General features: G+C 50.8%; 13 protein-coding genes. 2 read left to right on the forward strand and 11 right to left on the reverse strand.

Annotated features, from left to right (window positions below; all coding sequences use genetic code 11):
- Positions 1–9: 9 nt before the first annotated feature.
- The 3 genes from R7Z47_RS20055 to R7Z47_RS20065 form a co-directional block, all read right to left on the reverse strand.
- Positions 10–978: an AAA family ATPase gene (locus R7Z47_RS20055; protein WP_000085162.1), complete on the reverse strand. Its 969-nt coding sequence runs from the start codon at positions 976–978 to the stop codon at positions 10–12.
- A gap of 219 nt (positions 979–1197) precedes the next feature.
- Complete coding sequence (locus tag R7Z47_RS20060; protein ID WP_001186917.1) at positions 1198–1383, reverse strand: hypothetical protein; 186 nt, start codon at positions 1381–1383, stop codon at positions 1198–1200.
- A 303-nt stretch (positions 1384–1686) separates the two neighbouring features.
- Entirely contained in the window at positions 1687–2007 is a 321-nt protein-coding gene (locus R7Z47_RS20065; RefSeq protein ID WP_000547566.1) for a hypothetical protein, read from the reverse strand.
- A gap of 293 nt (positions 2008–2300) precedes the next feature.
- Between R7Z47_RS20065 and R7Z47_RS20070 the strand changes: the two genes are divergently transcribed.
- Both R7Z47_RS20070 and R7Z47_RS20075 read left to right on the forward strand, forming a co-directional pair.
- A complete protein-coding gene (locus R7Z47_RS20070; RefSeq protein WP_000796664.1) occupies positions 2301–2942 on the forward strand; it encodes a hypothetical protein in 642 nt (213 codons plus the stop codon).
- A gap of 122 nt (positions 2943–3064) precedes the next feature.
- A complete protein-coding gene (locus R7Z47_RS20075; protein WP_000709517.1) occupies positions 3065–3925 on the forward strand; it encodes a hypothetical protein in 861 nt (286 codons plus the stop codon).
- A gap of 38 nt (positions 3926–3963) precedes the next feature.
- On the opposite strand, the gene traN is transcribed toward R7Z47_RS20075, so the two are convergent.
- The 8 genes from traN to R7Z47_RS20115 form a co-directional block, all read right to left on the reverse strand.
- Positions 3964–6762: a conjugal transfer mating pair stabilization protein TraN gene (gene traN / locus R7Z47_RS20080; protein WP_001256487.1), complete on the reverse strand. Its 2799-nt coding sequence runs from the start codon at positions 6760–6762 to the stop codon at positions 3964–3966.
- 115 nt (positions 6763–6877) lie between these two features.
- Positions 6878–7885, reverse strand: coding sequence for a TraU family protein (locus R7Z47_RS20085; protein ID WP_000983283.1), 1008 nt, complete (start codon positions 7883–7885; stop codon positions 6878–6880).
- Positions 7882–8553: an EAL domain-containing protein gene (locus R7Z47_RS20090; protein ID WP_001337754.1), complete on the reverse strand. Its 672-nt coding sequence runs from the start codon at positions 8551–8553 to the stop codon at positions 7882–7884. Before R7Z47_RS20090 ends, R7Z47_RS20085 begins: the two co-directional genes overlap by 4 nt.
- A complete protein-coding gene (locus tag R7Z47_RS20095) occupies positions 8550–9815 on the reverse strand; it encodes a TrbC family F-type conjugative pilus assembly protein (protein ID WP_000621288.1) in 1266 nt (421 codons plus the stop codon). Before R7Z47_RS20095 ends, R7Z47_RS20090 begins: the two co-directional genes overlap by 4 nt.
- Complete coding sequence (locus tag R7Z47_RS20100) at positions 9778–10308, reverse strand: S26 family signal peptidase (RefSeq protein WP_001010738.1); 531 nt, start codon at positions 10306–10308, stop codon at positions 9778–9780. Before R7Z47_RS20100 ends, R7Z47_RS20095 begins: the two co-directional genes overlap by 38 nt.
- A complete protein-coding gene (locus tag R7Z47_RS20105) occupies positions 10305–10622 on the reverse strand; it encodes a hypothetical protein (RefSeq protein WP_000351984.1) in 318 nt (105 codons plus the stop codon). Before R7Z47_RS20105 ends, R7Z47_RS20100 begins: the two co-directional genes overlap by 4 nt.
- A 14-nt stretch (positions 10623–10636) precedes the next feature.
- Positions 10637–13084 (reverse strand): type IV secretion system protein TraC, encoded by a 2448-nt coding sequence (gene traC, locus R7Z47_RS20110; protein ID WP_000637386.1) that lies wholly within the window; start codon positions 13082–13084, stop codon positions 10637–10639.
- Positions 13081–13788, reverse strand: a complete 708-nt coding sequence (locus tag R7Z47_RS20115; RefSeq protein WP_001259347.1) for a DsbC family protein — start codon at positions 13786–13788, stop codon at positions 13081–13083. Before R7Z47_RS20115 ends, traC begins: the two co-directional genes overlap by 4 nt.
- Positions 13789–13829 lie beyond the last annotated feature (41 nt).

Below are 13829 nucleotides of genomic sequence, written 5' to 3' on the forward strand. Positions count from 1 at the left end.
CGTCACCCCTTAGCGCCATTGGTCCCCGAACACATCCTTCGCAACACGCAGGATGGCTTCACGCTCCTCTTTGGCCGCACGGATAAGCAGAGCTTGATCCAGGGCGTATTCAAGAGCATTTGGGGCACCACGGAACGCTAGAGACAGTTTCGCCCAACGCACCAACGTCCGAGTGGACATGGTGACGCTGATCTGACCATCTTCACCGTTTTCGCCAAGAAACAGTTTGCGGACCTGATTAGCAATCCGAACCATTCCCTTCCGCACATTTTCCGGAAGTTTCGGAGTAACACGGCCAAGAATGCTGAGTTCAGCTTCCTCATCCGCATACCCTACTTTGGTGAAACGATAGCGATCCATAGCTGCGAGGTTCTGCATCATCACCCCCTGGTACAAACCAGAAGCATCACCGGACCCCGTAGAGTTACCAGTAACGACCACACGAAACATCGGGTGCGGCTTGATGATTTCCCCGCCATTCTGAGCGATCACAAGGGGACGCCCTTCAAGGACATCGTTGAGACCAGCCAGCTCGGCAGGGTCGGCCAAATCCACCTCGTTGATGAGGAGCAGATGACCTTCACGCATAGCGACTGCCAGAGGTCCATACATGAACTTCATGACAGGTGGTTGACCAGGCTTTTCCGCGACCAGAGCGTGATGTCCAATCAGATCTGTCAGCTCCATCCGCCCGTGGGCAGTGATTTGCTGAACAGGCCAGTTGAGACGACCAGCGATCTCGGTGATACCTGAGGTTTTGCCAGACCCGGTAGGGCCGGTTACGAACAATGCGTCACCGCCAGGCTCTTTGAGATAGGCCAAGACCTCTCGCAGAAACTCTTTGCGGAAAACGTAGTTGGTATCAGTGGCAGGGATGAAAGGGTTTGAACCGTCAGCGTAGCCGATGGCCGTTACCTTCTCCGGAATGCTGGGCATACCGAAAACCTTGCTTACTGAGAATTGAGAGTATTGAGACATAGGTGCGCTCCTATTGTGACAGGCGCACCACGTCCCGAACCGGGCGGATGCGCCCGGTTGGGCTAGTAAATTAACGTTAATTTGCTGTTTGTTTTTGGCGACCAGCTATCGCACTTTTCGCTCTCCGAAGAGAACAAAATCTGCTTACTGATGGTATTCACCATGAGTAAGAAGACTTTTAAGGAGCGAGGAGAGTAGCCTCTCCTGGAGGCCACTCCCTCAATGGACGAACATCACCACATCGTCGTTTTGACCAATGACCCCGGTTTCTTTGGCCCACTTCACTGCTTCACTGTGCGCCTGGTAGGAGCTGGAATACAGTTTCGGATCAAATTTCACCTCGCGTCCATCAGCCAGATAGATGATGCCTGCGTGATCGTCGTAAACATGAAGATTCTGTTGCATTCGACATTCCCCCTGTAGCTTGTCGTCAAAGCCAACTGACACCAGAAGACTTTGAGGACAAGCCACAGAGGCTTGACCAGAAAGAGAGGGGTTGCCCCCTCCCTTTGCGTTGACTATCAGCAGTAACCGAACGATTCAGCGATTCTCACGAAAGGACGAGAGATTGCCCAACCAGTAGGGATACACAAAGCGATGATAGCGATTTCCATGATGTTGCTCCTAAGCAAAAAGGGGCAACATCCCCGTCGGGGTATGGTTGCCCCGATGGGTTTGAAAGTGTCGAAGATTACTCAGCGACAGTTATTACCAAACAAGTTCCTTGCCCTTACGAAGGTAAGTCGGGATTTCGAGATAATCCCAGTCAGGTTCTTGTTTAGCGACTTCTTGAACTTGAGTTACCTCAGGTTCAACGACTGCTTTGGCTTGTTCAGCCTTGGCAGCACGTTCTTTGATGACGGCCTGTACAGACCGCATTGCAGGAACTGCGAATTTGTTCCAAAGGAACAAACCGATACGCTGGAACACTTTAGCGAGAACGATGAAGGAAAAAGCAAATGCCTTCGCGCCTACGTACAGTGCGCCCAGAGATGCAAGCAGAACTACAATGAAAGTGATGATGTGCATGGTGTTGCTCCTATGTAAAAAAACAGGGGCAACACCCGAAAACCGGGAGAAGCCCCCGGCTTGGGGTTAAGTAATGCCATACGGCATAAGACTAGATGCTGTTTGTTTTCGGAGACCAGCTATCTCACCTATAGCCGCAGAGCGACTAAGATGATTCAAATATAGCTCACCTTTGCTAAACAGAAAACGCTGTAACTGTCCATTTTGGGCACTTCGAGAGGTCAGGTTACAGATTGACCGCATTTATCCTTTCCAGTGCGTTTATCTGTACCTCAAATTTAGGAGTATCTCTAATGGCAGAAGCACAAGTAGCACTGGACACAAACAACGACCGCAGCAACCACTACTCTCGCCCTGTTTTCAAGCAAGTTCTGAAAGTAAACAGCCTCCAAGCTCAGCGCGTCATGGAACGCAGCTTTGAGCGAGTTTCCAACTCCCTGTTCTCCATCGACGTGATCCTTCGCATCATCGGTGAGCAGGACGAAATCGACCAGGTTGAAACCGTCATCCTGGAACACATTTCCAAGGTCTCCGAAGACCTGGACAAAGCTACCGCCCAGCTCAACAAGCTGATGGAAGACAACGGCATCGACATGATGCCCGGCTACACCAACCCGAATGAATACACCATCGAGATCAACTCTCCTCAGGTTGCTCAGTTTGCACACCTGATCCGCAAACTGGATACCCTGATGGGGATCGTTGACACTCTCTGGCTGAACACCGTACTGACCAGCAAGCAGCGCACCGACGCCACTTACCAATGGCAGCAACGCCTCATCAAGCTGGCCGGTCGAATCATCGGCATCGAGAAACGGGCTCGCATTTCCGCCCACAGCAAAGGCAAAGAAGGTGAAGTGGCCGAAGCCGCTCCGGAATCTGCAACCGGCGACAAGGAAATCGCAGACGAAGCCGAGAAAACAAAAGCAGCATAACCCAGCCCAAACCTTTGCCCCTCGCCCGAGGGGCTTTTTTTTGTCTTTTATGGTTGCATTTTTTGATGCTGTGATATTATCGAAGTAAATCAGATTCAACTCAGGTAAGAACGGAGAACAACATGAAAAAGGCTTTAATCACCACCGTGGCTCTGGCTGTAGCAGCTCTATCTGGCTGTGCATCCACCAGCAGTTACGAACCCACAGCGTACAAAACCAATCACAGTCGCGCTTACAACATCGCGGAGGCCGGTGGCCTGGTAACAGGCATCCAAGACGCTTCTGTTCCGCGTGACAAGCTGGAGCGTCTGACCGACACCAAAACGTTTGGGGCAGCCTACGTGCTGTCTGGCTACATGTCCCCTCAGCTCGGAATGACCGACTGGCAAGGTGGCTTGGTCAACCTTGCGAACTGGGCTATCGGCCCCAAACAGCATGGCGCTCGCAATAGCTTGATCGCTTGGATGCCTGCTAACGAAGCAGTTTCACCGGCAGACGCTCAGGCCAAATTTCTTTCACATGTGAAAGTTTCCATTGAGTCAGCGCTGACTGATTTGGGTGCCAATTTCACGCTTCTGTATGACAAAGATGGTCGCCTAACCTATCAGTTCTACAAGAATGAATGGGGTTGCCCGACGTGGGTGAACGGACAAAGTAAGGTAGCTGACATGTGTTCCGTTAAGGTGAAAATCGTGGAGCCTCGCCTAGGGTCAGCTCCTAATTTTGTCTCTGGCGTTCAAGGTACAGCGTATGCCTTCACATCAGGCCATGAGACCGCATACAACTTTGTGAATGTCGGTAATGGGGCAGCAAGCCATGCTCCTCAGCAAGCGATCTACGCAGCTATTAGCAAACAGCTACCAGCTTGGGCCTACCTCTACCTTGCTCCAAAATCGGTTGAGCTGGATAATGGCGAAAAAGTTGCTTTCCCTTACCTTCTTGATCAGGGAAAAGCAGAGTTATTTGTTTACCCAGAAGCGTAATCAATCTACATGAGAAAGGGGCCGAAAGGCCCCTTTTTTTATCCACCACCACCAGTTGGCGCGCCTGTTTGAGGGTCTATGCTGTTTGTCGCCTCTTTTCGCTTCGCGTCAATATCAATCCCTTCCAACCGCTCCAACGCCCTTTCCTGAGCATTCTTCCGCGTCCCGTCAATATTGAAGTCATTCCCTGCTCCAGTCAGCGAGTCGAGATTTATTGAGGCCGGATCAGGGAATTTACCGTTCTGCTGTAATATCCCAAGCCACTCATCCAAATTAATTTTGCTCCAATCAATTTCGGCAATTTTATCTAGTGGAATCCCTTCACACTGAGGATTTTTGGGGTCTCCAAAGTTCTGCCCCAATTGAGGGCGAACCTGTTCTTGTATAATACGAGAGAGCGGAGAATTGAAGCAGCAATACGCTTCTCTTTTTTCAATACAAGCGCCCAACACCTTAGATTTACAATAAGAGCCTACATAGGTGCAATTCTTGAGCGCTCTTTTGGCGTTCATAGTGAACTCTTCTTCCTCGCACTTATAAATCATCTGGATCATCACCATCGCAACGACATAGACGGTATATATCGTCATGGCAGTGCTAAGCCATGTTGTCGCAGTCTCCATCATTGCTTCGGCAGCTTGTTCAGATGCTGCGGCAGCCGCCTGCTCTGTTGCTGCATCTTGGCCTGCTGATTTCATGACATCCATCATCACTTCTTTGACTTGCTCTTTGAGCTGGTCAATGAGTTGATCAACAAACTGCTCTACAGGCTGGAAGAACGAATCAACAGCACCTGAAACGTTCTCTATATAACTTGTGAACGGTTTTGTGACTTCTGTCCACCCTTGAAGGGCAGGTTCCCTAAGTACCTGATAAGCACCTTTAAGCGCATTACCATCAGTCAGCCCCATCACTGCGCCATCGAGCTTTGGAACGGCCATTATTAGGTTCAGATAATCGGCAAGAGATATATTGGTTGGCTTTTCACAGCAATCAGAAACTCCCCCAACAGCTATCTTGCATTCGCCAGCTTCCCCTGCAAAAGCAGAGCAAATAACGTTTTCATCCCCGGTAGGATTGTCATCCCCATCTTGGCCTGTGCAGCTCATATCCTGCGTCATGAATTGGGCTGCATTGAGCAACGCAGTAGCGCGAGCAAAATCAGTGCTTTGTGTTTTGGTCAAATCAAGGCAGTCATCTCCCATGCAGCGTATAGGCCCACCGCACTGGTACTCAGTTTCCTTTTCCAAGGTCGGAACAGAAACATCTGTACCACAGTCATAAGTATCCTCGTGGACGTAGCACGTACCAGAACTTCCCTGAGCACCATCAACACATTTGGAACTGATGAAGCCGCACTGAGGGTTTTCTTCATATTTCTGACAGCTATCGAGATTCCCGCCCGTGTTTACCGGACAGTGCGTTTCACCTTGAGGGTCTGTCCAGCAGTCCATTTGCCCCTTATAAAAGTCATAGTCAGCTTTAACTCGAACCTTTTTGCATAGTTTTGGAATACCAGGCAAAGGTGACGGCTTGAGTTGAGATTCGCAAACTTTGATCCCATTGATGACTGTGCAGCCCGTAGCATCAGTCGGGTCATCTATACATGTGATCTCGCCTTCCGCAAAACCATCTACAACCCCTTTGGCTGAATCCATGCAGCTCTGTGGAGCCCACTCATCCTTGGTAATGGCTTTTGATGGGTCATAGCGTAGCTTTATGCGGCCAAAACCCTCACCTGCGCCAGTTACTGAAACGCGGATCTTAAACGTAACAACATCACCATCTTTCACATTCTTGAAATAGGGAGTGACATCAATATTAGGGTTTCGCTCCCAACTTGTTGACAATTCACATCGGCCAGCCGTTTCTGGAGGGAAATTGCCGTCAGGGCCGGACCATACTTTAGTTTCCTGACCTGATTTACCAACCCAAACTTGCATGTAGTCATCCCACTTGGCGTACTCAAGAGTTGCAGACACTATGGCGTCTGGATTACTGACTTGGACCCGCGTGTATTCCTCATAAATCGAACAGTTGCCACTCCAGTAGTCGTTACCAACTCGGCCAATCCACAACTCAGTACAGCCTTCTCCACAAGATTTGAGGTTATATGGACCATCATAGTGCTTCACCACAGAGGCATCGTAGTCATGGACAACCTCACAGTCCGCGCTTTGATCTACAACACGCTGACACCGTTCATACTCTGGAATGTGGGCGTTGATAGTATTCTGATTGATGGTTGTTTCGGCAGAACAATCCCCAAAGCCACCTGCGATGAGGTCCATATCCTCATAGGTCTTTTTGCTTAGATTTAGTACAGGGTCATTACTGAAATCAGGGCGTGATCGATTAGAGGCATCGAGAAGAACCTTGTATGCCGCACCAGAGATTGATGGATTAGCACTATTGGCATCACTCCACAGCGACCCTTTTGCATTATTCCCCACGCTGTCCATGTCATCGCCAGAGTCGTAAATGCCTTGCAGACCGCCCACATCAGGTTTATTGGCATCAGGGAAGTAATAACTATCAGGTTTATTGTTGGTCCCGCTCGTTCCGGGGAATAGATCATTGACATTAATCTGACTCCCCCCGTTCATTTGGAATTGACCGTCTTTCAACGTCGGCATAGAGATTGTGCCATCTTGCACAGTCCCCGAGCTCGACTTGAATGAGTTTGAGAGGTTTTGTCCGAAAGCCTGGGCCTCTTTACCCACCGCTGTGATGTCCTGGTCTTGGCTACCGTTAGCGTAGGAATGTATCGGCAGCGCAGACATGGTTACTGTCAACAGCGAGGCCACAGCTTTCATAAAGTAATTATGACTTCGCATTGTGTTCTCCATTTCAACCTTCCCATGCTATCTGAGAAGACAAGGGCCACCTGTACGTGTAGTGGCCCTTTTGGGGCATAATCTAAAATGCCCGTGCAAATTCGTTAGGGTCTGCTCAATTGTTACAGCAATCATTCCATCGCCAGATGGTGTAAATAGGGTCTTGCCCAATTGCCGGTATAGTTCGCGCCAGACCCCACGTAAGAGTGGATTCGCCAATTACGTGAGATGAGTTTGTCTCTGGAACCGGATGCAATAGCGTGAATTTGTACTGCGTTTTGGGTAGTGTTGGGCTAATAACACCTCTACACATAGCCTCAGAACCCATTGTCTTCCACGCTAACCCCCGGCGATGCAAAGCAGCCAGAACCCTTGTGCTAAGAAGACTGCTATCGCGGATAACACCTTTTCCACCATTCTGGTTGCCACTAAATGGATACAGGGTGCCCCATGAACCAGCACACCAGAAAAGCTGTTTTAAAGGTTTTCCAGCGGTTGATGAGACAGCATCAGCAGTACACGCAGCCGCCGCAATTGGGTTTGCTACTGCCGCCGCCTCTGGATTGGTAAAAAAAGCGAGCTCATCATTGTTCCAGGTCGGGTCGAGCTCCGACATGTACATGATGTCGAGATCCATATACCCATCAGCATTACAGGTCTGCTTAATAAATAAATCGAGCATCACCAACAGAGGAAACGCATAGTAGTGATAGTGCATAAAAGAACCATCACCACCATCCATGTCTCCCATGCCATGATGCCCTTGGTTAGTCCTATCAAACGGGAACCTGACACCATTCAAGACAGATGAGCAGCCAGGCACTCTCTGAAATTCAACAAGCCGTGCTGGCTCCCACATAGAAGTGGTGACTCCAGGCCGAGGGACCCCTAGATTATCCTCGCACATACACAGAGGGTTGCTTACGGCTTCACTCGGGAATGATCCGCCTCCACCACTTATAGGAACCCCTGCTACTTTGATGGGAAAAATACAGCTCCAGCAGATGTCAGTAATCAGTTTTCCGCCGATTACTTCCGCATTCTGGCACCCAGGGTCAGCCGATACCGAACGAACCCAAAAGACCGCGCTAACGGCAATGACCCGTAGAATTTTTTGCATCATGGTAAGGCCTTTACGTAATTCAAGTGTTTCTCCATGACAGCAGGCTTCCCGTGATAGAAACCTTGTTGCCATGACAGTCCAAGTAATTTGGCGCTCTCCCCCAATGGGAAGCTCTCCACCTGCTCAGCAATGAGCTGTATGCCTTTTCGGCGGCAGTGGAGGATGGCCGAGTAGTCTTCAAGCGACCGCAGTCTTCTCGCGTCAAACTTGCAATAGTGCCAGTCATAACGACTCAGGCGCTCCAGCGAAGAGTTTTTGTCTCCATAGTCATCCAGCGCCAGCTCAACCCCTATTTCGGTAAGAGCCTCCCATCTCAATGCGAGAGAGGCATCCTGAATGCCCTCGGTAATCTCGATGACAAGCCGTGATGAGTGATTCTTAGCAATGTCGCGGACAACCCTCCACCACGCTTTGAAAATGACGTCTGATTGCAAAGTATGTTCAGAGACATTCAGAAAAAGAGCTGGGTACAGATCCAAGCAATAATGAAGGTTGTCCTGAATGAACCGTGCCATCTCCATATCCACCAGCCCCCAATAAGGAGGTGATGACAGAGAGGATGGTGTAAGAACCCGGCCTTCGTCGTACCAACGAGCCAGTACCTCAGCAGCGACAAACGAACCTGTGCCGACGTCTTTAATTGGTTGGAAAGCCGGGGCAAAAATCATTCACCGCCCTCCTCAGCAAGTTCGCGGACAACAAACTTCTTGCCTCTGGCAGTAATGACGCTCGGTGTGTGCTCCAGCTCGAACCGGGTAATCAGATCTGGCGTCAGCAGATATACCGGCGCGTCAAAGTTGTCGGTGACACTCTTGTAGGAATCCCAGCCTTTGTCTTTGTCGAACTCTGTGGCGATATAGGTAATCCGTTGTACGCCAGGTTCCTGCTTAATTTCAGGCAGCTTCTTGGCGAGCAGCTCCATTTGCTTTTTGTCCAGCGGGTCGAAAACTACGACCGCTTGGGTAAATGGCCGCGTTCCAGGCTTGCAAACTTCCTTCGGATCGCACAATGGGTTGATCACGTCACCCGCGTGAGCGAACACAGTGCCATCCGGAGTGCTGATGTCACTGGTGATCATGACGCTAGGGTCAATTTCTCGTGTTCGAGATTTTGGCGCTCTGGGCAGCTCATTGAAATTCTGCTTGGTCCAGAAGCGCTCTATAGCCTGTTTCTTCTTCTCTTCCCAGTCGATATTGGCAAGGCGTTTCTTGGCAACATCAATAAGGTCTGGCTCACTGATTTTCTCCACCGGCCCCTTAACGCCGAGATCGCCTTTTTCTCCGTTATCCACTTCCCGAGCCAACCATACCGGGTCGGACAACCCGGAGACCTGGGCGACGACGTTTGGTTGTTCGCCAGGCAGCGGCTCATCCTCCAGCATCACAATCGTGGGAACGGCTGTGATGTTGTACGTTTTGAACAACGTAGGGTTGATGATGATGTTCGGCACTGGGTCTTTTTTGGCCGCGAGCGCCTGAATAGCTTTAACTCCCTGCCCCAAGTTCATTCCTTCCGGGATGCCACGGAACACAATTACAGAATCAGGCTGGCCTGACACCGCCGTTAGGACGTCATCTAACCCCTGTTCGCCAAGAGACAACGAGGCGAAAACCAGTATCCGATGGTCAGAGTAGATACCCTTTTCAGCCTGTTTCCGGTGCATCTCCTTGAGCGTTGGGTTAGTAGTTTGGAGCTGCTTGAAAAATGCCTTGGCTTCGGCCTGAGCCTCGTCCATGTGTTGGTTTTGCAACAGAGATGGCATTTCCATCTTCTGGGCCTTTTGGGCAATTTGCTTTCCTTTCTCAATAAGCGCCTTATCCTGCTCTGTGAGCGGAGACTCTTGAGCGTATGCCCCGCCAGCCACAGAGAATATCAACGCCACCAGAACGCTCTTAGAACAGGGGATATGCGCGGCCAATGATCTGATCATTTTTCACAGTCCCCCAGTAACGTGAGTCGAAGCTGAATGGGCTTTTGCCCATAAACCAGTAGTTATTCTCTTTCAGCGTGGTCTTGCCGTAAAAGTGGCTCTCTGGCAGATGTAGTTTCCCTGCGAGCTGGAGCCCCTCTCCGACGACATCACCATTGACGGTGATCTTCCACTTATCGTTGATCTCGACTTTATCCCCCGGCATACCGGTGAGGATTTTGACCATGCGAGTCCCGTCCTTGTAGAAAGGCTGCATGTTCTTGGCTTGGAAGGCGTAAACAGCTCCCCTCTCCAGAGTTTGGTCGTTCAGATCAATGAGGAAGAAGGTGTAACCCGGCAGGCACTTCTCCTGTTGTGGATCAATGCCAATACGGTAGCGGCTGGCAAAGGCCGCACCAGCAGCCCAAAGAACCAGTAGTGTCACACCGGCCTTAACCCCGAAGCGCTTCCAGGATTCCTTTTTGACGAAATACTTCTTGAGTGGAAAATTCATTTCAGCACCTCATCAGGGAGGTACACGTCACTTGGAGCACCGACGACAGCACTTGCGTCAAGGACCAAATAACCTGCGTCTTTCAACTTCAAAATTGCGTCATTGGTCTTGACCATCAGTCTTTCAACTTCCTCCTGAGAGGCACCAGCGGGATACGCCGACGCCACTTTAGCGAAGTCAACCACGACCACTGGCGGGGTTTGATTCAAACGCTGATGGATGCTTGCCGTTTGTTCGCTCATCACGTAGTAGCTACCGCCGAAGCCACCAGCGGCACCGAGAATGGCGGCGATTGCGATTGATTTAATGTCCATTACTGTCTCCCTGGTTATGCAGCCTGCTGACGGCTTCGCATCACGGCCTTGATTGCCTCAGGAATGCTCATGCCTTGTTTCACAAACTGGTCGATGGCGTTAACGTCCACCGGATCGGTCGAATAAAGCAGCTTCTGGAAGTCGCCCACTATCAAGCGTCCGACGCCCATGCCGCTCTTCGATTTGATAAAGATTTCTGAGTACACGCCCTGGATGGTGTGTACCGTCTTGAGGGTGTGGAACCCGCCCTCTGAAAGGGTCAGACGACCGCTACGTTTAACAGATTCCACGGTTTCTTCGGTTTGGCCGAGCAAGTACATGCTGGCCGAGTTCTCCGCGATGGCGCGGCCCACTGCGTTCTCATAGAGGTCGTTGATGGACTGCGTTGCAATGACAACGGAGCCACCGTACTTACGGAATTTGCGGTAGGCATGTTCCATGAAGACCGAGACCTCGCCCTCTTTGAGCAGGTCCCAGGCCTCATCCACGATGACGACTTTCTTGCGGTTACGTTCACCCAGGAATACTTCTTGCTGGATCTGGTAAATAAGCTGGAGCAGTACAACCTGACGCAAGTGCTTACGCCCTTGCAGTTCATCGAGCTCCAGTACAGTGAACTGGTTCTGGAAGCTGACGTTGTTCTTGCGAGAGAAGTATTTCCCGTAGCTACCTTTCGACGTAAAGGCGTAGAGCTGCTGACCAATATCCTTGAGGCGCTGGTCGTTTTCTTCTTCCAGACAGCGCTCAGCGATGTCGTCAACCTTCATCTCTTTACCTTTCTCTTCCCACAGGCGAGAAAGGACCTGTTTCAGCGCAGAGATTTGCCATTCATCCAGCAAGCCTTTGGCCGACGCCATTGCACAAACGAGGCTGACAATCGCGTCTTCTTCGTCCTCGTAGTTCTGTATGAGCTCGAACGGGTTGAGGCAGACGTGCGTTCCTTCTTCAAAGTGAACGAAGTCGCCATTGAGCATTTCCGACAGCTTCTGGTAGGACTTACCGGCATCAATAACCCAGACCTGAGCACCCTCGGACAAGTAGGAAAAAATCAGTTCGTTGGTAAGGAACGATTTACCCGAGCCGGATTCGGCTGCGATCACCAGGTTTTTGTTGGTATTACTGTCGTGAAGAGACAGACTCATGAGCTGGCCGTTGCGGGAAATCAGCGCTGCATGATAGGTCCCGGTCCCCTTCCATTCCCCAAACACCGGCAGGACCACAGCCGCCTGCTCGGTTGTCATGGTCTTGTAGCGGAATAGGTCTCGCACTGCATCCCGGTCTGTACAGAATGGCAGGCAGTTGAGGAACATCGGCAGAGCAACGAACTTATCCTCCATCAGCTCGAACCGAGATTCACGCCAGATGTTTCGTGCGGCCATCGCCGCCGCTTCAACACGTTCTTTGGTTGGAGCAAATAAAACCACCGAGTAGGTGATCTTGACTGGCTTAGCCCCCTCTTTCATGGACTCATAGAGAGTGTCGAAGCTCTCCTTTTTGTCCGCCAGCACCGGCACGAATTTGAGCATCGGCCCGTAGGCTTGGTTTACAGTGAACTGGCGTTTGCGCTCCAGAGTGTTTTTCGTGCTTTCTGCCTCAGGGAAAAACACATTGGTCACAACCATGTAGTTTTCTTTGATGCTGGAGTTGCCGCCGCTGAGATCCCCGGCATAGGTCAACGCATCACCAAAGTAGAAAACGTCAGGCAGCTTTTTCGCTGACATGACTTTCGCGTGGTAGTCCCCCAGCCTGATGCCGTTCTTGCTGACTTCCACATCAGTGCCGTAATCGAAGATTTGCTCGCAGATGGGCTTATCCATCTCCCAATCCACAGAGTCATGTCGCCATGAAGCATCCGGCCCCCAATTCAGGATGGTGCTCATGATCCGGATGTAGTTCACCGCCGTCATTGTGCGGGGACGCAGACCAACGGTTTGAAGCGATGATTCGACCTTCGTGCGAAGCTGTGCGAGCTGCTGGAGTTCGCTTTCAGTCGGGTTATTGTTCTTGATGGGGACTTTGCACGTAACGAACAGCTTGAGGTCTTGGATCAAGCCATTGTCGTAGATACCTTTGTTGGTCTTGGCAAATATGCGTTCTGTCGTGTGGTGCTGGAGGAAGTTAATCCGTTCCTTGATGACAGATGTCAGCAGCTCGTGACGGAAGCCATCACGCAACCCCATCATCCGGTACATCTCCTGATTGATGTCCGGGGAGCGGAACAGAACAAACTGGAGCGTAGTCTTCGACGGGAACTCCTGATTCAGGAAACCGTTCATTCGCTCCTGAACTTTTTCATCGGCACCACACAGGGGCTCACACATGAAACCAAAGCCTGCACTGTGGTCATCCATAAGGAAGACATGATCGTCTTCGTCATAGGCCAGGACAGGAATAATCCCGGCAGCTCGCAAGTGCTCCGGGATCAACGTTTCTTCGAGTTTCTTTTTGATGGTTACGATCATTCAACACTCTCCAACCATGATTTCAGGTTCTTCGGACGTCCTTTGCTGACACGACCATCCGGAGCAACCACGAACGGAACGCCCTCAATCCCAATGAAATGAGCTGTCAGCAGCGTTTGATCGTATTGGCCGGGGTCGCAGGTTTCTTTTGAAGGAAGGGAACCCAAGGTGTTGTTCATCAGCGCATCGAGCGCGTGGGTTTTGTCTTTCGCGCAGTACAAGTTCTTTGCCAAGCGGTTGGACTCAGCACCCAGAGCAGGAATCACGATAAATTTAAAGGTGTAATCATCCACCAGCGATTTGGCATCACCCATGAGCTGATGGCAAACCGCGCATCTAGGATCGACAAAGACCACCACCTCTTTGTCACCACGCCCCATCGAAACGGTGTTCAGCGTGTCCACATCCATGCCCATGCTCTTGAAGTGGATACGCTCCGCTACATCCCTCATTTGGGACATCGTGTTGAGGGGCTTCTTGCTCCACAGGTCGTAGATTTGTCCTGAAATAACAAATCGCCCGTTTTCAGAGAGGAACATGATCTGCCCATCACTTTGGACGGCTCGAACCCCTTTGATGGGTAGCTCTACGATGTCCTCTATCTTCGCCGCTCTGGGATCGGTGATTTCCAATTTCGATGACGCATGAGCCGTGCCGGTAATAATCCCGAACACCATCAGCGCCCCGAGTAATTTTGTCCGCATGTCTATCCCCTAAGATTGGATTACTGGATGCTGGGCAGTGT

It is taken from the genome of Vibrio sp. 1641 (assembly GCF_033339995.1).
GTDB lineage: Bacteria > Pseudomonadota > Gammaproteobacteria > Enterobacterales > Vibrionaceae > Vibrio > Vibrio alginolyticus.

Excerpts from the sequence above, each read along its gene's own strand:
- R7Z47_RS20055 (WP_000085162.1), bottom strand. The coding sequence starts at position 978 with ATGTCTCAATACTCTCAATTCTCAGTAAGCAAGGTTTTCGGTATGCCC.
- R7Z47_RS20060 (WP_001186917.1), bottom strand. The coding sequence starts at position 1,383 with ATGCAACAGAATCTTCATGTTTACGACGATCACGCAGGCATCATCTAT.
- R7Z47_RS20065 (WP_000547566.1), bottom strand. The coding sequence starts at position 2,007 with ATGCACATCATCACTTTCATTGTAGTTCTGCTTGCATCTCTGGGCGCA.
- R7Z47_RS20070 (WP_000796664.1), top strand. The coding sequence starts at position 2,301 with ATGGCAGAAGCACAAGTAGCACTGGACACAAACAACGACCGCAGCAAC.
- R7Z47_RS20075 (WP_000709517.1), top strand. The coding sequence starts at position 3,065 with ATGAAAAAGGCTTTAATCACCACCGTGGCTCTGGCTGTAGCAGCTCTA.
- traN (WP_001256487.1), bottom strand. The coding sequence starts at position 6,762 with ATGCGAAGTCATAATTACTTTATGAAAGCTGTGGCCTCGCTGTTGACA.
- R7Z47_RS20085 (WP_000983283.1), bottom strand. The coding sequence starts at position 7,885 with ATGATGCAAAAAATTCTACGGGTCATTGCCGTTAGCGCGGTCTTTTGG.
- R7Z47_RS20090 (WP_001337754.1), bottom strand. The coding sequence starts at position 8,553 with ATGATTTTTGCCCCGGCTTTCCAACCAATTAAAGACGTCGGCACAGGT.
- R7Z47_RS20095 (WP_000621288.1), bottom strand. The coding sequence starts at position 9,815 with ATGATCAGATCATTGGCCGCGCATATCCCCTGTTCTAAGAGCGTTCTG.
- R7Z47_RS20100 (WP_001010738.1), bottom strand. The coding sequence starts at position 10,308 with ATGAATTTTCCACTCAAGAAGTATTTCGTCAAAAAGGAATCCTGGAAG.
- R7Z47_RS20105 (WP_000351984.1), bottom strand. The coding sequence starts at position 10,622 with ATGGACATTAAATCAATCGCAATCGCCGCCATTCTCGGTGCCGCTGGT.
- traC (WP_000637386.1), bottom strand. The coding sequence starts at position 13,084 with ATGATCGTAACCATCAAAAAGAAACTCGAAGAAACGTTGATCCCGGAG.
- R7Z47_RS20115 (WP_001259347.1), bottom strand. The coding sequence starts at position 13,788 with ATGCGGACAAAATTACTCGGGGCGCTGATGGTGTTCGGGATTATTACC.